The sequence below is a fragment of the Pseudomonas sp. S60 genome (genome assembly GCF_016647865.1).
Lineage (GTDB): Bacteria > Pseudomonadota > Gammaproteobacteria > Pseudomonadales > Pseudomonadaceae > Aquipseudomonas > Aquipseudomonas parafulva.
Genome location: NZ_JACVVH010000016.1, coordinates 75,840 through 98,122 on the forward strand (window position 1 = coordinate 75,840; position 22,283 = coordinate 98,122).

The window sequence follows — 22,283 nt, forward strand, 5'->3', positions numbered from 1 at the left end:
ATTCCTTACTAGAAATCGTCTTTCGGACTTTTCTTAAACGTCCAATCCGTCAATTTTTTGGACTCTAGCAAACTATGACAGTTTGTTTTGAACTCGTTCTTGCTCGACTCTTTAGACAGCCCAGCCAATACTTTTTCATACATGACGGGCGAGCAGTTTTCTGCGGTAGCTTGCGGGACGGTTTCGCTGAAGCACCCTGTCAACAAGGCCGCAGAGGCCATCAATGCACCTGCTCTACAGTTTAAAAATTTCATACATCCTCCGTTAAAAATCATCTTTAGGGCTCTTTTTAAACGTCCACTCTGTCAGCCGACGATTTTGAGCTTCACCGCGAGCCCGCTCATCAAGCTCAGCCGCATGACGGTTGGCTTCTGCTGTCTGTTGCGCCAGCATGAGCATACGCAGTTGCAGCAACTGGTTAGCTTGCTGACTGGAGAGCTGATTGGCATATTGAATCGCTTTGACCTGACCATCGGCCGTGGTCGCAGCCTGCTGGAGTCTCTCAAGTTGGCGCGCATCGGACTTCAGGTTATCTTGCTGCTGTTTGATGCTCTTAAACAGCCCATCATTGGCATTTTTTTGGGAGGTGGAGGCCAACTCCTGCTGTTTTTGCAGCGCCGCCTCATCGGCTGCTGTACACCCACCACTGCCAAAACAAGGCGAGCTTCTGTAGTAATTCGTATCCTGGAACTTATCCAGGTACGACTCGAAGCTGCCCGCCTGATTGGTGTAGTAGTCAAGCATGTCTTGCGCATGCATCAACTTGTTGATCGTGGAATTGGCCTCATCCCAGATGTAGGCAGCAGGGGCGACCGTATTCTTGACCATATTTTCATACTGGTCCAACTGTGTCCGGTACTGGTTCATCTGCGTGGCGTATTCCTCGATCTGCTTTGCCGTCTGCGCAATGCTCTCGATAGAAGTCACCTGATTGAGCGCGACATTCGCGCCGTCGATGACGGGAATCCCCGCGTAAGCCTGCAGGGTGAACCCGATACCTGCCAGCAACCCCACAGCCGGTTTTAAAAGGGTAGGCTTAGTCATATTCCTCTCCTTGTGCTTTTCATCAGTAGTCAAACGCTTGATACGGTTTGGAGAACGTCAGGTCCTTGGTCACCATCACGTTGAACCTGAACCCTGGGCGAATTTCCAAGGTCGGGGCGATATTCAGGTTTTTAGCAATCATCTGTGCCGTGACCTGGCCCAACTGTTGGCCCAAAGCCTCACTCATGGCACTGCTGGCACTCTCGCGCTGGTTGCCGCCACCAAAGCTGCTATTGGTATTACGGTCCTGGCTCAAGCTGATACCCGCCACCACGCCTGACATCAGCAATGCCGACCCGAACACCCGCACATAGTGATTGTTGACCTTGTCGTTGAGGCCGGAATAGCCGATCCCGTCGGCACCTGGCATAGCGCCAATATCCATTGCCTTGCCGTCTGGGAAGACAATGCGCTGCCAAGCCACGAGTACTCGTGCCTGCCCGTAGGCCACATCGCTGGAGTAGGAGCCGACCAGCCGAGCACCTTGCGGGACGAGCAGATGTTTACCCGTAGCCGTGTCGTAAACGCTTTGGGTGACCTGGCCAATGATCTGCCCCGGCAGGTCAGAGTTGATACCGGATACGAGCATGGCGGGGATCACAAAGCCGGCACGCAACTCATACGGGCTGCGTGGCGCCTGCAGCTTGGCATCCAGTGCCCAGCGGTCTTCACCGTCAGCGCCGTTGAACTGATCGAAGCCCTTCTCGCGCGATGCTGAAGCGGCAGCACGGAAAGGCGTGTCACCAAGGCCATCGGCGCCGCCTCCACCTGTACCCATACCGCCCTGGCGCAATTCAGCCAGTCGCGCTCGGAAGGCACTGTTGGGATCACTACGCGATTGCTCGTACAGACGTTGGCGTGCAGCTGCAATATTCGCGAGCGTGTCCTCTGGCCCGAGCGGCCCGTTTGCAGGGCGGGAGGACCCGACGCTGCGCGGCGCCTGAACCTGAACGGTACTCTTGGCTTGTACCGCCTCCTGGAACTGCTGCGCTTTCATGCGCCGAATACGCTCCAGCTCCTCGGCATTCATATCAGGTTGCCCGCCACGGGGTGGCAACGGTGGCGCATCAAGGTTGTCCGGGCGCACCACCTGCAAACGCTCTGGTTCCTGTACAGGCGCGTTATTCAGCGCCGGTACAACAGGCGGCTCGGCCTTGCTTGGGATGATGCCATCAGAATCCATACCGCTGATCTGATTGGCAAACAGGCTGCTGTTACCGGTTTTCTCCTTTTTCTTGTCTTCAGGCTCATGCTGCTGGTTGGCCCGATCCGATGCCACCATGATCATGATCAGCAAAAAAATGGCAGCCGCACCGCCGATGATGTACATCGGCCAGTTGTTCACCCGGCGCACACCGCTGCTGCGGTTCAGCTTGCCGGGGGAAGCGTCTGGGGACATGGCGTCGTTCGCTTTACTCATGCCGCGTTACTCCTTGCGAACCCAAGCACCCGCGGCCAGCAGACGGTCGTTCTGCACACCGTAGGCACGGCTCAGGGTTTCTGGGCCGACACGCAGAATCACCCGGATCAACTGGGTGTCCTTGGGGGTGTCGACTACATAGTTGACCGGCAATGGCGGCACCACGCCGCGTGCCACAGGCGCAGGCTGCGCCTTGGGATCGAACTCCTGCACGGAATAACCCGACGCACGCAGCGTGCTCAACAGCGCCACGCCATAGCCGTCGTTGGTTTCCTGGGCCAGGCGCAGGCGCGTGCTGGCCGGCGGATGCACCACCGCCAGCTGGCGCACGGTGGCCTGCGCCAGTTGCTGGTTGACTGCCGGCGAGGTGCGTTCGGCGAAGTTGCCGTACGGCCCATTGGCGCAGGCAGCCAGCCACAGGGTGGCGAACAGTGCTAGGCAAGCGCGCATGCTCATTTCCCCCGCTTGATGGTGATGCGGTCCTGGGACTTGCCGACACCGGCAATCAGGATGGCCTTGTCGAACACGGTGTCGACGATGTAGCGGTCACCCTGAACGCGGTAGTTGACCATCACCGTCTCGTCATCGCGGAACCAGCCGCCGTCCTTGCGCACCACCATCAACGACGGTGCTTCGGTCTGGGCAACGGTCTGCGGCATCTGGATGATGGTCTTGCTGCCGTCGTTATAAACCCGTACCGGCTTCCAGGACGTATCGCCCTCAACGGTGTAGTCGAAGCTTAGGTTGCCCAGGTACTCGCCAGTCTCGGGAATGGTGGAGCGCTTGCGTTCGGTGGTTTCGCGCTGCTTGATCAGGTTCCACTTGGCCAGTGCTTCCTCCGGGTAGGTGAAGGCCACTTGCGGCATGTACTGGGTACGGTGCGAGCGCAGCTTGAAGTGGTAGGTGCGGCGGTTGGTGGTCACCACCAGCGACGTTTCCAGGCCCACATCCATGGGCTTGATGATCAGGTGCTGCACTTCGCTCGGGCCGGCGCCAGTGATGGCAGGCTCGACGGTCCAGCGTGCGGTGTCGCCCAGGTTGATCGAGTTGACCTGTTCGCCGGCCTGCAGGGCGATGTCACACACCTGCAGTACTGCGCAGACGACGCTCGGCTGCTGTGCACCGAAGATAAAGCGCGCGGTACCGTCACCACCGTCCACCGGTTTGATGCCAGTGGCACTGGCCTGCTGCCAGCGCTGGGAAATGGCCAGGGCGGCCTTTTCCTGCGGGGTCAGGGTAGGGTTGGCGTCGGAGAAATACAGGTCAGCCTGACTGGTGCCGGGCGCGGCCTGAACGAACGCAGGCAGTGCGGCGGCGAGCAAAGCGCAAAGATAACGGTTCATGGTCGGTCCTTCAAAGTTGCTTGGACCAGGAGAAGTCGCGCACATAGGTCCCGATCGGGTTCATCCGTAGTTGCTCTTCGCTGGTTTGAGTGGTGGGTTCGGCGATGTAAGTGGTCACCAGGGCACGCCAGTTGGCCTTGCTCTTGACCAGGCCTTGGCGGTCACGGGTAATTTCTTCCCAGTCCACCTGCCAGGTCTCGGGCGTCTGCTGCATGACCGAGCGGATATCGACACTGACGGTTTCGTCCGCGGCGCGCACGAACGGGCTCGATTCCTTGGTGCCGTTCAGCCATTCGTTCATTTTTTGCGTGGCCGGGTCGTTCTGCCCGAGCAAGGCATAGATGCGGAAGATCGACTTGCGCAACAGGGCTACGTCGGGGGTAACGGTACGGGCATCGGCGATGAAGCCGGCCACCTGGGATTTCACCACACGCTGGTCGACCGCCTGCGCTACTTGCGCCGGCGCTACCGCCAGCGGCTGGCCCAACTTGTCCACTTCGACCACGTAGGGCACGAACTTGGACTGGCTGCCGATGTGGATCAGCCCACCGACGCAAGCCAGCGCAATCATCATCGACAGGATGGCGACCACCTGCCACATCAGGCGCGAGGTCACTACGCTGCCAACGTGATCGTTCCAGGTGCGTCGGGCGGTCAGGTACGGGTTATCAAGCGCCGCGCCTTTCGGCGACGGGGAGCTCATGCCAGGTTCTGCAGATTCGGCGGGGCGTTTTTGCACCATCGCCTTCAAGCGTTCAGCGAGGCTCATGCGGCCACTCCATAATCATTCAGTCTGAGGCCACGGGCGGCCAGCCATTCGTTCACCCAGCCATTGCCGTACTTGGCTTCCAGGCGCTTGATCGCAGCCACAGACTCTTTGTCGGATGCGCCGACAAAGGCCAGGGCCAGTGGGCCAAGGGCAAGGTCGTAGAGACGACGGCCGTTTTCCGATACGTAGTAGTACTGGCGCTTGGGCACGGCGGTGGCGAGGATCTCGATCTGGCGCGCGTTCAGCCCCATGCGCCGGTACAACAACGAGGTGTCTTCGTCACGGGCATACACGTTGGGCAGGAAGATCTTGGTGGCCGTCGACTCGACGATGACATCGAGGATGCCCGAGTTGGCGGCGTCCGAGAGGCTTTGGGTAGCCATCAGCACCAGGCAGTTGGCTTTACGCAGAACCTTGAGCCACTCGCGAATCTTCTCGCGGAAGGCCGGGTGGCCGAGCATCAGCCAGGCTTCGTCAAGAATGATTACCGCCGGCTGGCCCTTGAGGGCGCACTCGATGCGGCGGAACAGGTACAGCAGTACCGGCAGGGCGTACTTGTCGCCCAGGTTCATCAGCTCTTCGATCTCGAACACAGTGAAATCGGACAGGGCCAGGCCATCCTCATCCGCATCAAGCAGGTGACCCATGGTGCCGTCGACCGTGTACTGGCGCAGGGTTTCCCGCACGCTTTCGTCCTGTACCACCAGGCAGAATTCAGACAACGTGCGCGAACCGTCACGGTACATGCTCATTACTGCGTGGCCGATTTCGTTACGCTGCGCAGCGGTGGTTTCCAGGCCGTTGAGCGCCAGGATGGTGTCCATCCATTCCATGGCCCAGGCGCGGTCGCCCTTGGTCTCGAGGAACTGCAGCGGGCAGAAGGCCAGGCGCTCATCGTCTGCTGCCACGGTGAAGTGGCGACCGGACTCGCCGTTGCTCTCGGCACGAATACCGGCCGCCAGCGGGTACATGGACATACCCTTGTCGAAGGCGAAGATCGACATGCCCTTGTAACGACGCAACTGGGCGGCGATCAGCGCCAAGTGCGTGGACTTGCCCGCACCGGTCGGGCCGAACATGAAGGTGTGGCCCAGGTCACGCACGTGCAGGTTCAGGCGGAATGGTGTGGCCCCGCTGGTTACGCAGTGCATCAGCGCCGGTGACAATGGCGGGTAGAGCGGGCACGGCGCTTCGGCACTGCCTGTCCAAATGCTGCTGGTGGGCAGCATGTCAGCCAGGTTGAGCGTATTGATCAACGGCCGACGGACGTTTTCCACACCGTGACCGGGAAGGCTGCCGAAGAAGGCATCCAAGGTGTTGATAGTTTCGATGCGGGCGGCGAAGCCCAAGCGTTCGATGGCTTTTTCGACGCTGCGTGCAGCCTCTTCAAGCTGCTGACGGTCTTCGTCCATCAGCACTACCACGCTGGTGTAGTAACCCTGCGCGACCAAGCCACTATTGACCTCGGCAATCGCGTCAGCGGCATCCTGCACCATCGAGAGTGCATCCTGGTCGATGTTGCCATTGTTGGTGTTGAATACCTGGTCGAAGAAGCCGCGGACCTTCTGTTTCCATTTTTTGCGGTACTTTTCCAGGTGCTGCACTGCTTCGTGCGTATCCATGAAGATGAAGCGGCTGTTCCAGCGGTACTCGCACGGCAGTTCGGCCAACGCGGCCAGCACACCGGGCGCCGACTCCAGTGGGAACCCCTCGATTGCCACCACTTGAATAAAGTTGCGGCCGATTTTTGGCACCACACCGCCCCACAGTTCCTTGCCGCCAAGAATGGCATCCAGGTACATGGGGTTGCTGGGCAATTGCACCGGCTGGCTGATGCCCGTGATACAAAACTGCACCCAGCTCAGCAAGTCATCATGGGTGATCTGAGCACCCTCTTCGGTCACCAGCGCGTTGGCTTTCAGGCGGGTGAGCTTCAGCACCGAAGACAGGCTGCCTTCTACGCCCATGCAATCGCGCTTGAACTGCTCGATGAGGTTGCGCGTACGCGCCTTGTGGTCAGGCGGTGGCGTATCGTCGTCGAACATCAACTCGACGAATTTCTGCTGCGCCAACATCGGCGGGAAGAACGTCAAGGTCAGAACGAAATAACCTTCGTAGAGCGAGCCCAGGGACTCAAAGAAGCCACGGCGCTCTTCGTCCATCGCCTCGGTAAGCCGATCAGGGAAATGCGAAAAGCCTCGGCTGGAATAGTTGACCGCCGGGCGCCGCACTGCATCGACATGAATCATCCAGCCGCTGCCCAGCCCGGCCAGGGCCTGGTTGATGCGAAGCGATACCAGCTCGCGCTGGGCTTCGGTGCTGCTGGCGTTATCGTCGCCGCGGTACAGCCAGGACGCCATGAAGGCGCCGTTCTTGCCCACCATCACGCCGTCGTCGACCAGCGCCGCATGGTTCAGCAGGTCCGACAGGCCGGCATCTTTCGAGCGGTGCTTCTTCAGCTTGAGCTCGGCATCGACCTGCAGTAGACGCTGGACCAGCAGCAGGACCAGCAAGGCACCGAGGGCTGCGATGGCATACGCAATACCTTCGATCATTTGTATTGATTTCCCTGACTTGGAGGATTGTCCCTATACGGAGTGCTACGCGCCGGGTAGTACGACTTGTAGCGTCGATGACGCAGGTACACCGGGCGCATCTTCGGGTCGGCCTTGGCCATCACCCGCAGAATGAACAGCCCGGTAAACCACAGCACCAGCCCGACTATCGTGGCGCGCAGTTCCTGGGCGCTGAAGATCAGGGCGAAAGCCAGCAGGCCGGAGAACATCACCAGCTCGCGGTCACCGCCCATGAACAGGTTGTCGCGGTTGCCCGCACGACGGATGGGGATGGTGCGCAGCGCCATGATTCAGACCTGCCCTTGGGCCAGGCTGGAATCGATCACTGGCAGCCACTGGGCCAGCTCGGCACTGGTGCCGAAGAAGCTACTCATGATGTTGTTGGCGCCCACGATCAGTGCCATTACCAGCACCAGGAAGATCAGGGTGCGGAAGAAGCCGTTCAGGTCGCCACCAAAGATCAACACGCCGCCAGCGACAACGATGCCAATGATCGACAGCGCGAAGGCAACCGGCCCCGTTACCGACTTACGCAGCGATTCCAACCAGCTCTCATAGGGCAGCGTGCCGCTGCCTGCGGTGGATGCAAAAGCGTTTTCCGGGGTAACCATCACGTACAGCATCAGCAGGCAGAGGGCCAGATAGCCAAACGTTTGGGCGTTGAAACGGGGCAGCGAGATAGCTTGCATGAGCAGTGGTTTCCTTAAAGGTTACGTGTGATGTAACGGCCATCCTCATACCCGGAAACCTCGAGGATCTCCTGGATGCGGCGGCCTTCTGGGGTTCTGGCGATGGAAATGACGACGTGAACCGCTTCGCCAATCAGCGGCTCGATGTCGGCCGGGGCCGACTTGTTGCGGGAAACCAGGGATTTCAGACGGGTCAGCCCTTCGCTGGCGCTGTTGGCGTGCAAGGTCGCGGCGCCACCCGGGTGGCCGGTGTTCCAGGCATCGATCAGGTCGAGTGCCTCTTCACCGCGCACCTCGCCCACCAGGATGCGATCAGGGCGCATACGCAGCGAGGTCTTGAGCAGGTGGGTCATGCTGACGTCGACAGTGGTGTGGTACTGCACGAAATTCTTCGCCGCACACTGGATCTCGCCGGTGTCCTCGATGATGAACACGCGCTCGCTGGGGAACTCAATGACCATCTCGTTGATGACTGCGTTGACCAGGGTGGTCTTGCCGGTACCGGTACCACCGATCACCAGGATGTTGCGGTGCTCACGGATGGCGCGCTTGATGGAGTCGCACTGAGCGGGCGTCATGATCGCGGATTCGACGTACTGGTCCAGCGTATAGATAGCCACTGCCTTTTTGCGGATCGCAAACGTGGCGGCGCGGACGACGGGCGGAAGCTGGCCAGCGAAGCGCGAGCCATCCAACGGCCATTCACCTTCGAGCAAAGGCTTGGTGCGGGTGACTTCCTTGCCATGGAAGCCAGCCACGGTCTTGATGATGGACTCGGCCTGTGCCGGGCGCAGGTCACCGATGTGCTTCATCGGCTGGCCCAGCTTCTCAAGCCAGAGTTTGCCGTCGCCATTGCACATCAGTTCGACGGTCTGTGGATCGTTGAGGGCATCGATTATGAGCGGGCCGGCATCGCGCTCCAGCTTTTTCTTGGCGCGATCTTTCAGGCTGGCAGTTTCTGCAATTTCCACACTTATCGTCCATGAATTAACTATTACCTCCCCGGTTGGGCAGGCAATTAGAGCTCGCTGTTCGAGCAGGTCTTCAGACCGTCGATGAATCAAAGACCCTCGGCACTCGAAACAAGTCGCCTGCGCTGGGGATATTTGTTCGAGATATGAGAGGGGCTTCACAAAGGCGCGCAGGTTACCCGAGCAACAATTGCTAACGAAATGGTTAATCTCCTACAGCCATGTAAGCATTTTCCTACAAAACTGGCACGGTCGTGCCCTGACGCGAAAGCACCAGCATCGCTGAAACACGCGCCGCATATGGGATCCACGCCTGAGCGGGAAAAAAAAGACAGCTAATTGCCACCATCTTGTCTATTCAACAAATCAACAAAAATTAGAACCACTTCACAATTAAGCGTGGTTATTTCTTGCTGTTTGCATGACAAAAATGTTGCGAAGCGCTACCTCCTGGCGGCATTTCTGGGGAAACTTCGCGTGGTGACATCCATATGCCACTGCTTAGTGGCACTTAGATATCACTGCGCACTTTCGCGGCACATTGTGGTCTTTAAAAAGTTCAAAATAATATCAGCTGCTCTCCAGGCGGGCTGAAAAGTGAACAGTCAAGCACCTGCGCGTCCCGCCCCTCGAAGTTCAGCCTGCGCACGGTCTTGGCGAAGCGCTGCGCCAGCATTTCGGCAAAAATCCCCTCACCTCGCATCCGCGTGCCAAAGCGGCTGTCATACAGTTCACCCCCTCGGCTTTGCCGAATCAGGCTTAGTACATGGCTGGCACGCTGCGGGTAGTGGTCCTGCAACCACTGCTCGAACAACGGTGCCACCTCCAGTGGCAGGCGCAGCATCATGTAGGCAGCACTTTGCGCACCGGCCTGCCTGGCGGCCTCCAGCAGGTGCTCCAGTTCGCTGTCGTTGATCATCGGGATGATTGGCGAACACAGCACCCCCACGGGGATACCTGCCTCGCGCAGCACCCGTATCGCCCGCAACCGTGCATTCGGGGAGGCGGCCCTTGGCTCGAGTACCCGCTTGAGGTCGGCGTCCAGCGTGGTGAGGCTGATCATCACCCGTACCAACCGCAGGCTGGCCATTTCTGCCAGCAGGTCCAGGTCTCGCAGAATCAAAGCACCCTTGGTGACGATGGTGACCGGGTGGCGAAAGCGCAGCAGCACCTCCAGCAGCCGCCGGGTGAGCATCTGCTCCCGTTCGATGGGCTGGTAAGGGTCAGTGTTGGACCCCAGGTTGATGGGTGCGCAGACATACCCCGGCTTGCTCAACTGCTGCGCCAGCACCTCGGCGGCGTTGGTCTTGGCAATCAGCTTGGTTTCGAAGTCCAGCCCGGGGGAGAGGTCCCAATAGGCATGCGAGGGCCGGGCGTAGCAGTAGATACAGCCGTGCTCGCAGCCCCGGTAGGGGTTGATGGAGCGATCGAAAGGCAGGTCGGGGGAGGTATTGCGGCTGATCACCGTTTTGGCGATTTCTACCCGTACCTCCGTGCCTTGGGTTGGCGGCACTTCCTGGTGCCAGCCATCATCCTCCATCACCGACTGGTGGGAAGCGAAGCGGTTATGCGGGTTGCACGCGGTGCCCCGACCCTTTTGCGCTGATGGAGGAATCATGACAATAATCCTTACTGTATTTATATACAGTAATCGGATAAGTCGGCGGTGACCATCCCCTCTCGTCACTCCACGCCATGCCACCGAAGATACGGCTGCACACTTGGCTTGCGCCCCAGAAACACCTGCAATCCCTCATGCAAGGGGCGTGAGGCGCCGGGGGCGATCACTGCCTGGTGAAGTGCCTGACCGGTGGTGCGATCAAGCAGGCCCACCTGCTCGAAGCGGGCGAAGATGTCCATCGCACAGGCGTCAGCCCAGAGGTAGGCGTAGTAACCCGCATCATAGCCAGTGACCAGGTAATCGAAAGCGTGAGCCGGGTGTTCAAACGCGGCAAGTGGCCAGTAGCTACATTGCTCGCGGGCGAGCTCAAGCCGCTGGCGCACGGTTGTGCCGTCATTCGGGTTGGCATGCAGATCCAGGTCGAACAATGCCAGGCTCAGGTCGCGTGCTGTTTCGCCGACGGCTTCACGCTGGTAGCGCTCGATGCAGCGCTGCATCTGCCCGTGGCTGATGCGGCGGTCATCAAGGTGATGCGCCGAAATAGCCACCAGGTAATCCACGTTCCAGACCCAGCGCTCGAACAGCTTACCCAGCAATTCGGTGCCGTCGGTGCCCAGCTCGCTGACACTGGACAGCACCTGGTTGCCCGTACGCACCAGTAGGTGGTGCAGGGCATGGCCAAACTCATGGAACACTTTGCGCATGGCGCGGTGGTCCAGCAGGGGCTCGTCACCCTCGGGGACCGGTGGGATGTCGCTGTACATCATCACCACGGCCTGCTGGTAGATACCCTCGGCATCCACGCGGCGGTTATGTACATAGGTGGTGTACACGGCATCGGGTTGCTTGCCAGGGTGCTGAACGGCGTCGAGGTAGAACAGGCCGAGCAGCGCATGGTCCTGCCAGGCCTCGAACGTGAGCACGCTCGGATGCCAGGCAGGTAAGCGCACGGCGCGCAGTTCCAGGCCGAACAACTGCTGCGCCAATTGGAGCAAAGCCCGGACCACCGCGCTGAGCGGGAAGAACTCGCGCACGGCGTCATTGGACAGCACCCGGGCAGCGTTTCGGGCCTGCGCCTGCAGAAAATCCCTGTCCCAGGGCTGGGCTTGTTCAAGCCCCGCTGCCTGGGCCGCAGCCTCAAGCCCGGCACGCCAGCGCAACACGGCAGGTGCGATGCCGCCCGCCAACGCCTGTAGAAACTGGCGCACCTGTTGCTCCGAGCCTGCGCTCTTGCGCTGCAGGCTCAGCGCCATGTGGCTGCTGAAGCCGAGCAGTTGCGCCCGCTCATGACGCAAGGCTGCCAGACGCTGCAAAACGCTGGCGTTGTCTTTTTCAGGGTCGGTGTGCACACCGCGCTCATGGTAAGCGCGGTAGGCACGCTCGCGAACAGTCCGGTCGAGGGCTTCTTCCAGCACCTTGTCGGTGGCCCAGGCTTCACATGGGATCAACCAGCCTACGCTACCGTTTTGCTGGGCTTGCAGCGCCAGCTCGGCCAGGCCCCGTTCGGCAATGCCACGCAGTTGGTCGACGCTGTCGATCAGCAGCCCCGGCCTTGCCATGTTGCCCAGGAACGCTTCCTCCAGCGCCATAATCTGCTCTTGCAATTGTTGCAGCCGTTGCTTGTGCGGCGCCGACAGGGAAGCCCCGCTGATACGAAACTTTTCAAGGTGCCAGCGCAACGTAGCCCGTTGCTGAGCATCGAGGTTGCGCCCCACGTTGCTGGCAGCCAACCGGTCGTAAAGCGCGAACAGCCGGCCATTGCCATACCGGGTATTCAGGGCTGCATTCATGTTGAGGTAGAACTGCACAATAGCGTCGGCCCATGCCGCATCCTTGCCTATCAACGGCGAGGCTGCGTAGAACACGCCCAGTAGCTGTGCATCCAGGCCGTCGACCGCCAGGACCAGATCGTCCCAGGTGGGCAGGGCCTGCTGGTGTTCGATGACCCGCTCAACGCCCTGGCCATAGGTATGCAGCACATGGTCGAACGCGGCCTGCATGTTTTCGAGGGTGATAGCGTGATAGTCGACAGCGGAACCGCTGCCTTGCAGAAGGGGGTTGCTCATAGGCTCTGACTCGCTCGTTTTCAGGAACGTGCCAGCGTGCAGCGGGGCAAGCGGGGAAGGGCGCGATTAACTACTACCCGGGCGTTGCGCCCGGGCAGTACGGCGATCATTCAGCAGGCTTTTTCAGCTTGGGGTTGGGGAAGAACTGCACGGTCTGGACCTTCGCCGGCGCGGCCTTGGGCGCCTGGTGGTTCACCCGAGTGCCCAGTTCCCTGGGCACCGACAGGCCCTGCTCGTTGAGGGTGTCGGTAAAGCCACAGGCCACGCACTCACGGTGAGGTACGCCGTCTTCGTTCCACATCATCAGCTTGTCCGGCTCGCTGCAGGCCGGGCATACCGCCCCGGCAATGAAGCGCTTCTTGGTCTTGTTCACGGCATCCTCACTCATGCGGCCGCTTCTTCACTGAGGCCGCTGTGGCGCAGCAGTGCATCGATGGACGGCTCACGGCCACGGAAGTCGACGAACAGCACCATTGGCGCACGCGAGCCGCCCCGGGCCAGGATCGCCTCGCGGAACGCACGGCCGGTTTCGGCATTGAACACGCCTTCTTCCTCGAACCGCGAGAACGCATCGGCCGACAGCACTTCAGCCCATTTGTAGCTGTAATAGCCCGCCGCATAGCCGCCGGCAAATATATGGGCAAAGCTGTTGGGGAAGCGGTTGTACGCAGGCGGGCGCATCACCGTGACTTCGTCGCGCACACCTTCGAGCACCTGCAGCACCGTGCGGCCGTCGCCATGGCTGGCGTGCAGCTCAAAGTCGAACAGCGAGAACTCCAGCTGGCGCACCATCATCATGCCCGACTGGAAGTTCTTGGCCGCCAGCATCTTGGCCAGCAGGTCCTGGGGCAGGGCTTCGCCGGTTTCGTAATGGCCGGAGATCAACGCCAGGCCCTCAGGCTCCCAGCACCAGTTTTCCATGAACTGGCTGGGCAGCTCCACGGCATCCCAGGCCACACCGTTGATACCCGACACACCGGCATGCTCGATGCGGGTCAGCAGGTGGTGCAGGCCATGGCCGAATTCATGGAACAACGTGGTGACTTCGTCATGGGTAAGCAACGCCGGCTTGCCAGGCGCCGCGGGGGTGAAGTTGCACACCAGGTTGGCCACCGGGCTCTGCAACTGGCCACCTGCGGTGCGGCGGCGGTCGCGGGCACCGTCCATCCAGGCGCCCCCGCGCTTGTTGGCGCGGGCATACAGGTCGAAGAAGAAGCGGCCCACGTGCTGGCCGTTTTCCTTGATCTCGAACAGGCGAACATCCGAGTGCCAGGCATCGAAGCCCTTGAGCTCGGCGATTTCAATGCCGTACAGGCGCTGCACGATGCTGAACAGGCCACCCAGCACCTTGTCGATGGGGAAGTAGGCGCGCAGCGCTTCCTGGGACACGCTGTAGCGCTGCTCGCGCAGTTTCTCGCCAAAGTAACCGGCGTCCCAACTGGCCAGCTCGGGGCAACCCTGCTCGGCCGCGTAGGCCTTGAGCTGGGCGAGGTCCTGGGCGGCGAATGGCTTGGAGCGCTTGGCCAGGTCGCGCAGGAAGCTCAGCACCTGGTCGCTGGACTCGGCCATTTTGGTGGCCAGGCTCAGCTCTGCGTAGTTCTTGTAGCCCAGCAGCTCGGCCAGCTCCTGGCGCAGGTCAAGAATCTGCTGCATCACCGGGCCATTGTCGAACTGGCCGGCATTCGGGCCCTGGTCCGAGGCACGGGTGCAGTAGGCGGCATACAGTTCTTCGCGCAGTGCGCGGTCGCTGGCGTAGGTCATCACCGCGTAGTAGCTGGGGAACTCCAGGGTGATCAGCCAGCCATCGAGCCCCTTGGCCTGGGCAGCCGCAGCCATCTGCGCCTTGGCAGAGTCGGTCAGCCCGGCCAGGGCCGCTTCGTCGGTAACGTGCTTGCTCCACGCCTGGGTGGCATCGAGCAGCTGGTTGGAGAAGCGGCTGCCCAGCTCGCTGAGCTTGCTTTGCACCTGGGCGTAACGCTGCTGCTGGTCTGCAGGCAGGTCGATACCCGACAGGCGGAAGTCACGCAGCGCATGCTCAAGGATGGTTTTTTGCGCCACGTCGAAGCCGCTGGCCTCAGGGCTTGCAGCCAACGCCTGGTAGGCGTCGAACAGGGCACGGTTCTGCCCCAGCTCGGTGGCATAGGCGCTCAGCGCCGGCAGGCACGCCTCATAGGCCTCGCGCAGCTCCGGGCTGTTGCACACCGCATTCAGGTGGCTGACCGGGCTCCAGGCCGCACCCAGGCGGTCGTTGAGTTCGTCCATGGCCAGTACCAGGCCGGCCCAGGTGGGGTTGCTGCCCTGGGTTTCCAGGATCTGGGCAATAGCTGTACGGTTGTCGGCCAGGATCGCTTCGATCGCCGGCAACACGTGTTCGGCACGGATTTGCGAGAAGGGCGGCAGATCGTGGGATTGCAGAAGCGGGTTGTTCGCAGTCACGGTTTGGATACCTTGGCAGAAGAAACACTGCCCCATCTTAATTACAATCGACGCCGACCGCAGCAGGCAGCCAGCCTATCGGCACAGATGAGGGAGGCTATCATGGCCATTCGAAGTTTCCGGCAACATACGCCAAGGCTCGCCGCCAGGGCCTTCGTGGACCGCTCGGCGGTGGTGCTGGGGGACGTGGAGATCGGTGAGGACAGCTCGGTGTGGCCCATGACGGTGGTCAGGGGCGACATGCACCGCATCCGCATCGGCGCGCGCACCAGCGTGCAGGACGCCAGCGTGCTGCACATCACCCACGCCGGCCCGTTCAACCCGGATGGCTTCCCGCTGATCATCGGCGACGAAGTCACCATCGGCCACAAGGTCATGTTGCATGGCTGCACCCTGGGCAATCGCATTCTGGTGGGGATGGGCAGCACCATCATGGACGGTGCCATCGTCGAGGACGAAGTCATCATCGGTGCCGGTAGCCTGGTGCCACCGGGCAAGCGGCTGGTCAGCGGCTATCTGTACATGGGCAGCCCGGTGAAGCAGGCACGGCTGCTGAACGATCAGGAGCGCGCGTTCTTTTCCTACAGCGCGGGCAACTATGTGAAGCTCAAGGACCAGCACCTGGCCGAAGGCTACGACCAACCCGAATGACCGCTTCGCAGGTTTACCTGCGAAAAACGCCATAAAGTACACAAGCGGAACGGTATACATGCACCAACAAAACATCCTGTTCGACCTCGACGGCACCCTCACCGACCCGCGCCTGGGCATCACCCGCTCCATCCAGTACGCGTTGGCCAAGCTGGGTATCGATGAACCCGACCTGGTGCGCCTGGAGCACTTCATCGGCCCGCCGCTGCTGCAGGCATTCATGCAGTTCTATGAATTCGACGAAGCCAAGGCCTGGGAGGCGGTCAACTTTTACCGGGAACGCTTCCGCGTGACCGGGCTATACGAAAACCAGGTGTTCGAGGGCGTGCCCGAGTTGCTCGAGGCCCTGAATGCGCAGGGGCGAACCCTGTTCATCGCCACCTCCAAACCCTGGGAATTCGCCCGCGAAATTGCCCGGCACTTTGCGTTCGACCGCCATTTCAAAGTGATCTACGGCAGCGAGCTGGACGGCACCCGCACCAACAAGGTCGAGCTGATTCGCCATCTGTTGGACGAAGAAGGCCTGGACCCGGCACAAACGCTGATGATCGGCGACCGCAAGCATGACCTGATCGGGGCACGCAGCAACGGGGTGCAGGCCGTGGCGGTGGGGTATGGCTTTGGTAGCCAGCAGGAGCTGATGGCCGAGTCGCCTGCGTTCCACTTCGCCACGCTGGCCGAGATGCATCAGGCGTTCGTCAAGGCCTGAGCGGCGGGCATCAGCTGCTGTAGTGCGGCTGTTCTGGCCGCTGCAGGCAGGCGTGCCAGGTGCTCGACTTCCAGATAAAAACGGGCCCAGTCGCCGTTTACTTTCTGAAACAACGCGGTAAATGCGGGCACCCACTGGTCATACAGCCCAAACGGCAGGAGCTTGGCGTTGTTCAGCGGGGCGTATACCCAGGCGTCGTAGCGGGTGTCGCCTGACCACTGGCTGTCACGCAGTTGCCGGTATTCGCGCCTCAGGCGCTGGAATTCGGCCTGTTTGGCCAAGCGCTTGTGCACATCGTCCAGCGGGCCACTGTAAATGGCCTGCAGGCGCTTGCGGCTGGCCAGCACCAGGCGGATGAACTGCTCACGCTGCTGCCCCTGCTGTTCGCCATCGGCCGCAAGCCCCCTTGCCAGCCGCCATTGGCGCGTGCCTTGCTGCTCGACGAAGGTCGCAAATGACTCGTTGAACGCGGTGTCATCCTGCACGTAGACACGCTGGTGGGCCAGCTCGTGGAAAATCAGCGTGGCCAGCCGCTCATCGCTCCAACCCACCATGGAGGACAGGATCGGGTCGTCGAACCAGCCCAGTGTCGAATAAGCCTCGACGCCGCCGACATACACATCCAGACCCTGCTCGCGCATCAACGCCGCCGCTCCACGGGCGGCGCCCTGGCGATAGTAGCCCCGATAGGCCACGCAGCCCGCGATTGGAAAACAGTGGGTAACAGGTTGCAGCGAGAGCTCGGGGGTGGCGAACACATTCCATACCACGAACGGGCGGCCCAGGTTGGCGTACACCCGGTAACTGCGGTTGTCGGGCAGGTGCAACTGCTGGCTGGCGAAGTCCCGCGCTTGCTGCGCGTGCAGCAGGCGGGCGCGCAATGCTGCAGGTGTGGCGGGGTCAGCCACCACCTGTGCCACCGGCTGGCGCGCGCGCAACAGCGCCCACTGCCCCTCGGCCAGTTGGCCGTAATAGCGGGCACTGGTGCAGCCGTTCAGCAGAGCAGCTGCCAACAGCGGAACCAACAGGGCGAAAACGCGGTCGAGTGGCCCAGGGCCTGAGCGCTGCAAATATGAACGTTCAACCATCCTGATTCACTCACGGCCTGTTTGCCTGAAGACTATCTCGCCAAAGGGGAAATTCGCCATGCGTGCACTATGGGTTGCTGGGTCACTGCTGATGGTTTCGGCCTGCTCCACCTTGCCGGACCCTGACCCGAACCAGGCCTGGATCGACCTCGAACCCCGCAAGGATACGTCCCTTGATGCGCTCCAGGTAGATGAGCACGATTGGGCCGACAGCCGCTACTTCGAAGTGCAGCCTGGTAACCATGAGCTGACGGTGCGCTATCAGTTCCCGGTCACGCCCAGCAATATCGGGCCTGTGAAGGAGCCGCTGTGGCGGGATTGCCAGGTCAAGCTGGCATTCAACGACTTCAATGCCGGCCAGCGTTACCAGTTGCAGGCGGGCAGCATTGGCTTCAGGCCGTGGGTAAAACTGTATGACCACCAGCAAAAACTGGTAGGCCAAGGGCTGCCAGCGGGTTGCCAACGTACCTGAAGCGCGCAACGGCGCTATGCTTAGAGCCTGTACATTGCAAATGAGAAACCCGCCATGCGCCAGCCCATGATGCTGATCGCCCTCAGTGCACTGGGCGCTTGCGCCAGCCCACTGCCCCCGGTAGACCCCAAGCAAGCCTGGGTCGACTTGTACACCATGACCCCTGGTAGGGTCATCATGGCTGATCGGCTCGATGGCAAGCGCCTGGACGATGGCCGCTACTTCCAGGTAACCCCCGGCAAGCACGAACTGGTGGTGCGCTTCGATTACGAGATTTACGCAGGCGGCTTTACCACCGACCCCAGGGAGCGAACCTGCTACCTGACCGTGCGCTTCAACGACTTCAAGGCGGGGGAACGCTACCGGCTGGAAGCGCGGGCACCGGTGATGGAGCCGCAGGTACTGCTTTATGACGCCAGCCGCACAGTAGTGGTGAACAAGCCGAGCCAGGTCTTTTGTATCCCCTGACCCAGGGGCATGGCCGCCGCGATAACGTGTGCGGTTACTGATCGTTTTTTTGGTAGATGATCTTCTGGGTGCCGCCGTTACAGGTCCCGACCACCATGTTGGGGTCTTGCACCTCGCTGTTCGGCACGATTTCAAGCGTGTAGGACGCAACGCCCTGCGCCTGGATCTTCGCTTCGATCTCGGCTTTCAGCTCTTCGCAGGGCTTTACCGCTGCCAATGTGCAGGTTGCAGTTAAAGAGGCGAAAACAGCGACTGCGAGGCGAATCATGGGGGCGGCTCCTGTAGTGGCAGCGATGCTGCCGAGGGTTGCTAGATTACCGCAAACCGCCCCCGATTCATGCATCAGCCAACCAGGCTGGCATCCAGGGTAATTTTTGCGTTAAGTACTTTGGATACCGGGCAACCGGCCTTGGCCTTGTTGGCGATTTCCTCGAACTGCTCGGCACTTGCACCGGGCACCTTGGCCCTCAGGACCAAATGAACAGCAGTGATCGCAAAACCATCCGGCTGCTTGTCCAGCGTGACTTCCGCAGCGGTGTCGATACGCTCAGGCGTGAAACCTGCTTCGCCCAACATCATCGACAGGGCCATCGAGAAGCAGCCCGCGTGCGCAGCGCCGATCAACTCTTCAGGGTTGGTGCCCGGGGTCTTTTCAAAGCGGGTGTTGAAACCATAGGGGTTCTGCTTGAGGGCGCCGCTTTCGGTAGAAAGCAGGCCTTTACCGTCTTTCAGACCACCTTGCCAGATCGCCGATGCTGTCTTTTTCATGATGCCTCCTGGTCATTGGTTACATACCTAAGGGTTCAGAGGCACGCTGCTGCTTGAGAGTTCAGCGCAATCTGACCGCAGGCATTGAATCCAACGATTGCGCCCATACACAGTCAATAAGGCTTCTGGCCAACCACTTTTTGCGGAGGCTCCATGACGCAGTTGCGTGATCTGAACATTTCCACCCTCGACCTGGTACCGGTACGTGCCGACGCTGGCCCAGCCCAGTCGTTGCGCAACTCGCTGGACCTGGCGCAGCACGTCGAGCGTTTTGGCTACAACCGTTTCTGGGTAGCCGAACACCACAACATGGACGGCATTGCCAGTTCGGCCACCTCGGTGCTGATCGGTTACCTGGCGGGCGGTACTTCGCGCATCCGCGTGGGGTCTGGCGGCATCATGCTGCCCAACCATGCCCCATTGGTGGTGGCTGAGCAGTTCGGCACGCTGGCCAGCCTGTACCCGGGGCGCATCGACCTGGGCCTGGGCCGCGCGCCGGGGTCCGACCAGATGACCGCCTACGCGCTGCGCCGCGACCGGGCCGGCAGCGCGGACGACTTCCCGGAGGACGTAGAAGAACTGGCACGCTACCTGGGCCCGCGCACCGACGACCAGAAGGTCATCGCCGTGCCAGGGCATGACACCGAAGTGCCCATGTGGCTGCTCGGGTCCAGCCTGTTCAGTGCCCAACTGGCAGGCATGCGCGGCATGCCCTATGCGTTCGCCTCGCACTTTGCCCCGCGTTACATGCATGAGGCCATTCGTGTGTACCGCAACCACTTCAAGCCATCCACTGCGCTGGACAAGCCCTACGTGATGCTGGGTATCCCCATGGTGGTGGCGGAAACAGACGAAAAAGCCGAATACCTGGCGACCTCGGTGTACCAGCGCATCCTGTCACTGATCCGTGGGCAGAGCCTGATGCAAAAGCCCCCGGTCGAGAGCATGGACGGTTTGTGGCTACCCCATGAGCGCGATGCGGTGGGCAGCTTCCTGGGCCTGGCGATGATAGGCAGCCCGCAGAAAGTCCGAGCCAAGGTTGAGGTGCTGCTGGAGCAGACTGGGGCGGATGAGCTGATGTTCACGTGCGACCTGTATGAGCATGCGGATCGCATCAGGTCGTATGAGTTGCTGGCGCAGGCGTTGCAAGCGGGCCATTGACCCCTGCCAATCGCCGGCTTGCCGGCGATTGACGGCGACGTTAGCTGCGGCGGTACACGATTTCCTTGGTGCCGCCTTCACAGCTGCCTACAACCTTGCCTGCCGGCTCGCCTTTGTTGACGACTTCCAGGGAGTACCCCTGCACACCCTTGGCATCCAGCTTGGCCGCGATTTCAGCTTTGAGCTCCTCGCAAGGCTTGCCAGCTGCCAGCGCACCACCGGCCAGGCTCATCAGGCCCAGCGCCAGAATCAGTTTGTTCATTACTCGCTTTCCTTGTGCAATGAAATCGGAAAAGGCGCCCGGTCAGGCGCCTCCCGTATTGATACCCCATAGCGCCAGGCGCTTCCAGCCTGGAAATGTGTCAGCTGTTGGTGATGCGGAAACCGACTTTCATCGTGACCTGGAAGTGCTCGACCTTGTTGTCGCGAATATGCCCACGGGTGCTGACCACCTCGAACCATTCGAGCATCTTGATGCTCTTGGACGCCTCCGCCAGCGCATTCTGGATCGCGTCCTCGATGCTGCTGGTGGACGAACCTACCAACTCGACCATTTTGTACGTGTGGTGATCGGACATGTGCTCTCTCCTCGGATATTGACCTGGAGCCTGGCAGGCAGGCCTGGTTTACCTGCGAGCCGATAAACCAACAGAAAGTTCGATCGCACTTTCGCCCCGCGCAGCAGTCGCATTTTCTACAGCCCACAACGCGAAGGAGAGTCAACATGCCACGCAACTCGCTGCGAAAAACATCCCTGGAAAGCATGGAAGCCGAGATCGAGAGCCTTCTGAAAAGCCTGGAAAACCTCAAGAATGACGCCTCGGAAGAGTCGCAGAAATCCCTGAAGGCCATCCGCAGCAACGCCGAAACAGCACTGCGCCATTCCCGTAGCCTGGTAAGCGACGCCTACGAAGAAGTGAAACACCGCACCCGTCAAACCGGCATCGCCACCCGCGACTATGCCCAGGAACACCCCTACACCACCGCCGGCGTCGCCATTGGTGCGCTGGGCCTGCTGGCGGCCTACCTGCTGTGCAAGCGCAACTAAGCGCTCTGCCTGGCCAATTCGGCGCGTAGCCAACGCGCCAGCTGCTCGGCGCGCCCATCTGCGGCGCGCCGTGGCACCCACAGCGCCAATGCTGCGGGTGTACGCGTAAATCCCCAGGGCGCGCTCAAGCGGCCAGCTCGCAAGTCATCCGCCACCAATGCCTGCGGCGCAATCGCCACGCCAAGCCCCGCACAGGCAGCTTCCAGCAAGTAGTACAGGTGCTCGAACGCCTGGCCATAGTGGATACCCTTTGGGTCCAGCCCATGCTCCATCGCCCAGGTTGGCCACGCCTGTGGGCGCGACGTGGTGTGCAGCAGCGCTTCGTCCAGCAGGCGGTCAACGGGCGCCCCTTGCAGCCGTGAGAAGCCGGCAAAATGTGGGCTGAGCACCGGCCCGATACGCTCCTCGGCCAGTACATGCACGTGCATGTCGGCAGGCCATGGTGGCTCGGCGTACACCAACAGGGCATCCAGGCCGGGGCGACGCGGGTCCAGGTCACCCTCACCGGCTGACAAGTGCAGGCGTAACTCCGGCAAGTCAGCCTTCAAGCGCCCCAACCTGGGGATGAACCAGCGCGCCAGCAGGCTGCCTGAACAGCCAAGCACGAACGCCGCCTGGTCACCCTCGCGGCCAAGCTCACCGCACACGCTGCGCAGCCGGTCAAAGGCTTCGCCACTCACATCGCGCAGGCGAATGCCGGCATCTGTGAGTTTGATACCGCGCCCGTCCTTGACGAACAGGGCAACGCCCAGGTGCGTCTCCAGCACCTTGATCTGCCGGCTTACCGCACCATGTGTCACATGCAGCGCTTCGGCCGCCAGGCTTACGCTGTTAAGCCGGGCAGTGGCTTCAAATGCCCGCAGGGCATTGAGGGGAGGGAGATCCTGGGCCATGTTACCTGTGAGTTTTTCTGACAAGTTTGCGCAATCTTATCGGTTTTCAGCGGCGCCTGCCGTGGTTACAGTAAAGCCCATCATTCATTC

Annotated in this window: 26 protein-coding genes; 6 read left to right on the forward strand and 20 right to left on the reverse strand. The window is 61.0% G+C overall.

Going from position 1 to position 22,283, the window contains the following annotated elements; translation table 11 throughout:
• Positions 1-8: 8 nt before the first annotated feature.
• From trbK to prlC, 14 genes are all read right to left on the reverse strand, one after another.
• The gene (gene trbK, locus IAE33_RS10325; RefSeq protein WP_236406350.1) at positions 9-254 is read right to left on the reverse strand and encodes an entry exclusion lipoprotein TrbK; all 246 of its coding nucleotides are present in this window, start codon (positions 252-254) and stop codon (positions 9-11) included.
• 10 nt (positions 255-264) lie between these two features.
• Positions 265-1,044: a P-type conjugative transfer protein TrbJ gene (gene trbJ / locus IAE33_RS10330; RefSeq protein ID WP_201163426.1), complete on the reverse strand. Its 780-nt coding sequence runs from the start codon at positions 1,042-1,044 to the stop codon at positions 265-267.
• 22 nt (positions 1,045-1,066) lie between these two features.
• The gene (locus tag IAE33_RS10335) at positions 1,067-2,389 is read right to left on the reverse strand and encodes a TrbI/VirB10 family protein (protein WP_328804846.1); all 1,323 of its coding nucleotides are present in this window, start codon (positions 2,387-2,389) and stop codon (positions 1,067-1,069) included.
• 81 nt (positions 2,390-2,470) lie between these two features.
• Entirely contained in the window at positions 2,471-2,914 is a 444-nt protein-coding gene (locus IAE33_RS10340) for a conjugal transfer protein TrbH (protein WP_236403921.1), read from the reverse strand.
• Between the two features lie 2 nt (positions 2,915-2,916).
• Positions 2,917-3,807 carry a P-type conjugative transfer protein TrbG gene (gene trbG / locus IAE33_RS10345; RefSeq protein ID WP_201163428.1) on the reverse strand — a complete coding sequence of 297 codons (891 nt, stop codon included), beginning with the start codon at positions 3,805-3,807 and terminating at the stop codon, positions 2,917-2,919.
• A 10-nt stretch (positions 3,808-3,817) separates the two neighbouring features.
• Complete coding sequence (locus IAE33_RS10350) at positions 3,818-4,576, reverse strand: VirB8/TrbF family protein (RefSeq protein ID WP_201163429.1); 759 nt, start codon at positions 4,574-4,576, stop codon at positions 3,818-3,820.
• Complete coding sequence (locus tag IAE33_RS10355; RefSeq protein WP_201163430.1) at positions 4,573-7,131, reverse strand: VirB4 family type IV secretion/conjugal transfer ATPase; 2,559 nt, start codon at positions 7,129-7,131, stop codon at positions 4,573-4,575. Before IAE33_RS10355 ends, IAE33_RS10350 begins: the two co-directional genes overlap by 4 nt.
• On the reverse strand, positions 7,128-7,439 hold the full coding sequence (locus IAE33_RS10360) for a conjugal transfer protein TrbD (protein WP_201163431.1): 312 nt from the start codon (positions 7,437-7,439) through the stop codon (positions 7,128-7,130). The genes IAE33_RS10355 and IAE33_RS10360 overlap by 4 nt, the downstream gene beginning before the upstream one ends.
• A gap of 3 nt (positions 7,440-7,442) precedes the next feature.
• Positions 7,443-7,841: a conjugal transfer system pilin TrbC gene (gene trbC / locus IAE33_RS10365; RefSeq protein WP_201163432.1), complete on the reverse strand. Its 399-nt coding sequence runs from the start codon at positions 7,839-7,841 to the stop codon at positions 7,443-7,445.
• Positions 7,842-7,855: 14 nt separating this feature from the next.
• Positions 7,856-8,812: a P-type conjugative transfer ATPase TrbB gene (gene trbB / locus IAE33_RS10370; protein WP_156333194.1), complete on the reverse strand. Its 957-nt coding sequence runs from the start codon at positions 8,810-8,812 to the stop codon at positions 7,856-7,858.
• 559 nt (positions 8,813-9,371) lie between these two features.
• Positions 9,372-10,430 carry a PA0069 family radical SAM protein gene (locus IAE33_RS10375; RefSeq protein ID WP_201163433.1) on the reverse strand — a complete coding sequence of 353 codons (1,059 nt, stop codon included), beginning with the start codon at positions 10,428-10,430 and terminating at the stop codon, positions 9,372-9,374.
• 65 nt (positions 10,431-10,495) lie between these two features.
• The gene (locus IAE33_RS10380; protein ID WP_201163434.1) at positions 10,496-12,499 is read right to left on the reverse strand and encodes a M3 family metallopeptidase; all 2,004 of its coding nucleotides are present in this window, start codon (positions 12,497-12,499) and stop codon (positions 10,496-10,498) included.
• 106 nt (positions 12,500-12,605) lie between these two features.
• Positions 12,606-12,887, reverse strand: a complete 282-nt coding sequence (locus IAE33_RS10385; RefSeq protein ID WP_028633148.1) for a YheV family putative zinc ribbon protein — start codon at positions 12,885-12,887, stop codon at positions 12,606-12,608.
• Positions 12,884-14,935: an oligopeptidase A gene (gene prlC, locus IAE33_RS10390; RefSeq protein WP_328804848.1), complete on the reverse strand. Its 2,052-nt coding sequence runs from the start codon at positions 14,933-14,935 to the stop codon at positions 12,884-12,886. The genes IAE33_RS10385 and prlC overlap by 4 nt, the downstream gene beginning before the upstream one ends.
• Positions 14,936-15,037: 102 nt before the next feature.
• Here prlC and IAE33_RS10395 point away from each other — a divergent pair, with 102 nt between their 5' ends.
• Together IAE33_RS10395 and IAE33_RS10400 are read left to right on the forward strand one after the other, a co-directional pair.
• On the forward strand, positions 15,038-15,586 hold the full coding sequence (locus tag IAE33_RS10395; RefSeq protein ID WP_028633150.1) for a gamma carbonic anhydrase family protein: 549 nt from the start codon (positions 15,038-15,040) through the stop codon (positions 15,584-15,586).
• 58 nt (positions 15,587-15,644) lie between these two features.
• On the forward strand, positions 15,645-16,295 hold the full coding sequence (locus IAE33_RS10400) for an HAD family hydrolase (RefSeq protein ID WP_028633151.1): 651 nt from the start codon (positions 15,645-15,647) through the stop codon (positions 16,293-16,295).
• On the opposite strand, the gene IAE33_RS10405 is transcribed toward IAE33_RS10400, so the two are convergent.
• Positions 16,274-17,365 (reverse strand): aminopeptidase, encoded by a 1,092-nt coding sequence (locus IAE33_RS10405; protein WP_201163454.1) that lies wholly within the window; start codon positions 17,363-17,365, stop codon positions 16,274-16,276. The genes IAE33_RS10400 and IAE33_RS10405 overlap by 22 nt on opposite strands.
• A gap of 76 nt (positions 17,366-17,441) precedes the next feature.
• Between IAE33_RS10405 and IAE33_RS10410 the strand changes: the two genes are divergently transcribed.
• Both IAE33_RS10410 and IAE33_RS10415 read left to right on the forward strand, forming a co-directional pair.
• Positions 17,442-17,855, forward strand: a complete 414-nt coding sequence (locus tag IAE33_RS10410) for a PA0061/PA0062 family lipoprotein (RefSeq protein WP_201163436.1) — start codon at positions 17,442-17,444, stop codon at positions 17,853-17,855.
• Positions 17,856-17,909: 54 nt separating this feature from the next.
• A complete protein-coding gene (locus IAE33_RS10415; RefSeq protein ID WP_028633154.1) occupies positions 17,910-18,323 on the forward strand; it encodes a PA0061/PA0062 family lipoprotein in 414 nt (137 codons plus the stop codon).
• 34 nt (positions 18,324-18,357) lie between these two features.
• Here the strand turns inward: IAE33_RS10415 and IAE33_RS10420 are convergent, their stop codons facing one another.
• On the reverse strand, positions 18,358-18,591 hold the full coding sequence (locus IAE33_RS10420) for a DUF1161 domain-containing protein (protein WP_201163437.1): 234 nt from the start codon (positions 18,589-18,591) through the stop codon (positions 18,358-18,360).
• 74 nt (positions 18,592-18,665) lie between these two features.
• Positions 18,666-19,091, reverse strand: coding sequence for an OsmC family protein (locus IAE33_RS10425; protein ID WP_201163438.1), 426 nt, complete (start codon positions 19,089-19,091; stop codon positions 18,666-18,668).
• Between the two features lie 153 nt (positions 19,092-19,244).
• Here IAE33_RS10425 and IAE33_RS10430 point away from each other — a divergent pair, with 153 nt between their 5' ends.
• Positions 19,245-20,252 carry an LLM class flavin-dependent oxidoreductase gene (locus tag IAE33_RS10430; RefSeq protein ID WP_060482576.1) on the forward strand — a complete coding sequence of 336 codons (1,008 nt, stop codon included), beginning with the start codon at positions 19,245-19,247 and terminating at the stop codon, positions 20,250-20,252.
• Between the two features lie 40 nt (positions 20,253-20,292).
• On the opposite strand, the gene IAE33_RS10435 is transcribed toward IAE33_RS10430, so the two are convergent.
• Entirely contained in the window at positions 20,293-20,514 is a 222-nt protein-coding gene (locus tag IAE33_RS10435) for a DUF1161 domain-containing protein (protein ID WP_028633158.1), read from the reverse strand.
• 100 nt (positions 20,515-20,614) lie between these two features.
• Positions 20,615-20,830, reverse strand: a complete 216-nt coding sequence (locus IAE33_RS10440) for a dodecin (RefSeq protein ID WP_028633159.1) — start codon at positions 20,828-20,830, stop codon at positions 20,615-20,617.
• A 146-nt stretch (positions 20,831-20,976) separates the two neighbouring features.
• Here IAE33_RS10440 and IAE33_RS10445 point away from each other — a divergent pair, with 146 nt between their 5' ends.
• A complete protein-coding gene (locus IAE33_RS10445; RefSeq protein ID WP_028633160.1) occupies positions 20,977-21,300 on the forward strand; it encodes a DUF883 family protein in 324 nt (107 codons plus the stop codon).
• On the opposite strand, the gene IAE33_RS10450 is transcribed toward IAE33_RS10445, so the two are convergent.
• On the reverse strand, positions 21,297-22,193 hold the full coding sequence (locus tag IAE33_RS10450; RefSeq protein WP_028633161.1) for a LysR family transcriptional regulator: 897 nt from the start codon (positions 22,191-22,193) through the stop codon (positions 21,297-21,299). The genes IAE33_RS10445 and IAE33_RS10450 overlap by 4 nt on opposite strands.
• Between the last annotated feature and the right edge of the window lie 90 nt (positions 22,194-22,283).

Excerpts from the sequence above, each read along its gene's own strand:
- IAE33_RS10450 (WP_028633161.1), bottom strand. The coding sequence starts at position 22,193 with ATGGCCCAGGATCTCCCTCCCCTCAATGCCCTGCGGGCATTTGAAGCC.
- IAE33_RS10410 (WP_201163436.1), top strand. The coding sequence starts at position 17,442 with ATGCGTGCACTATGGGTTGCTGGGTCACTGCTGATGGTTTCGGCCTGC.
- IAE33_RS10395 (WP_028633150.1), top strand. The coding sequence starts at position 15,038 with ATGGCCATTCGAAGTTTCCGGCAACATACGCCAAGGCTCGCCGCCAGG.
- IAE33_RS10415 (WP_028633154.1), top strand. The coding sequence starts at position 17,910 with ATGCGCCAGCCCATGATGCTGATCGCCCTCAGTGCACTGGGCGCTTGC.
- IAE33_RS10350 (WP_201163429.1), bottom strand. The coding sequence starts at position 4,576 with ATGAGCCTCGCTGAACGCTTGAAGGCGATGGTGCAAAAACGCCCCGCC.
- trbG (WP_201163428.1), bottom strand. The coding sequence starts at position 3,807 with ATGAACCGTTATCTTTGCGCTTTGCTCGCCGCCGCACTGCCTGCGTTC.
- IAE33_RS10380 (WP_201163434.1), bottom strand. The coding sequence starts at position 12,499 with ATGAGCAACCCCCTTCTGCAAGGCAGCGGTTCCGCTGTCGACTATCAC.
- trbJ (WP_201163426.1), bottom strand. The coding sequence starts at position 1,044 with ATGACTAAGCCTACCCTTTTAAAACCGGCTGTGGGGTTGCTGGCAGGT.
- IAE33_RS10440 (WP_028633159.1), bottom strand. The coding sequence starts at position 20,830 with ATGTCCGATCACCACACGTACAAAATGGTCGAGTTGGTAGGTTCGTCC.
- IAE33_RS10360 (WP_201163431.1), bottom strand. The coding sequence starts at position 7,439 with ATGGCGCTGCGCACCATCCCCATCCGTCGTGCGGGCAACCGCGACAAC.
- IAE33_RS10355 (WP_201163430.1), bottom strand. The coding sequence starts at position 7,131 with ATGATCGAAGGTATTGCGTATGCCATCGCAGCCCTCGGTGCCTTGCTG.
- IAE33_RS10420 (WP_201163437.1), bottom strand. The coding sequence starts at position 18,591 with ATGATTCGCCTCGCAGTCGCTGTTTTCGCCTCTTTAACTGCAACCTGC.
- IAE33_RS10430 (WP_060482576.1), top strand. The coding sequence starts at position 19,245 with ATGACGCAGTTGCGTGATCTGAACATTTCCACCCTCGACCTGGTACCG.
- IAE33_RS10375 (WP_201163433.1), bottom strand. The coding sequence starts at position 10,430 with ATGATTCCTCCATCAGCGCAAAAGGGTCGGGGCACCGCGTGCAACCCG.
- IAE33_RS10435 (WP_028633158.1), bottom strand. The coding sequence starts at position 20,514 with ATGAACAAACTGATTCTGGCGCTGGGCCTGATGAGCCTGGCCGGTGGT.
- IAE33_RS10400 (WP_028633151.1), top strand. The coding sequence starts at position 15,645 with ATGCACCAACAAAACATCCTGTTCGACCTCGACGGCACCCTCACCGAC.
- IAE33_RS10385 (WP_028633148.1), bottom strand. The coding sequence starts at position 12,887 with ATGAGTGAGGATGCCGTGAACAAGACCAAGAAGCGCTTCATTGCCGGG.
- IAE33_RS10445 (WP_028633160.1), top strand. The coding sequence starts at position 20,977 with ATGCCACGCAACTCGCTGCGAAAAACATCCCTGGAAAGCATGGAAGCC.
- IAE33_RS10340 (WP_236403921.1), bottom strand. The coding sequence starts at position 2,914 with ATGCGCGCTTGCCTAGCACTGTTCGCCACCCTGTGGCTGGCTGCCTGC.
- IAE33_RS10425 (WP_201163438.1), bottom strand. The coding sequence starts at position 19,091 with ATGAAAAAGACAGCATCGGCGATCTGGCAAGGTGGTCTGAAAGACGGT.
- trbC (WP_201163432.1), bottom strand. The coding sequence starts at position 7,841 with ATGCAAGCTATCTCGCTGCCCCGTTTCAACGCCCAAACGTTTGGCTAT.
- trbK (WP_236406350.1), bottom strand. The coding sequence starts at position 254 with ATGAAATTTTTAAACTGTAGAGCAGGTGCATTGATGGCCTCTGCGGCC.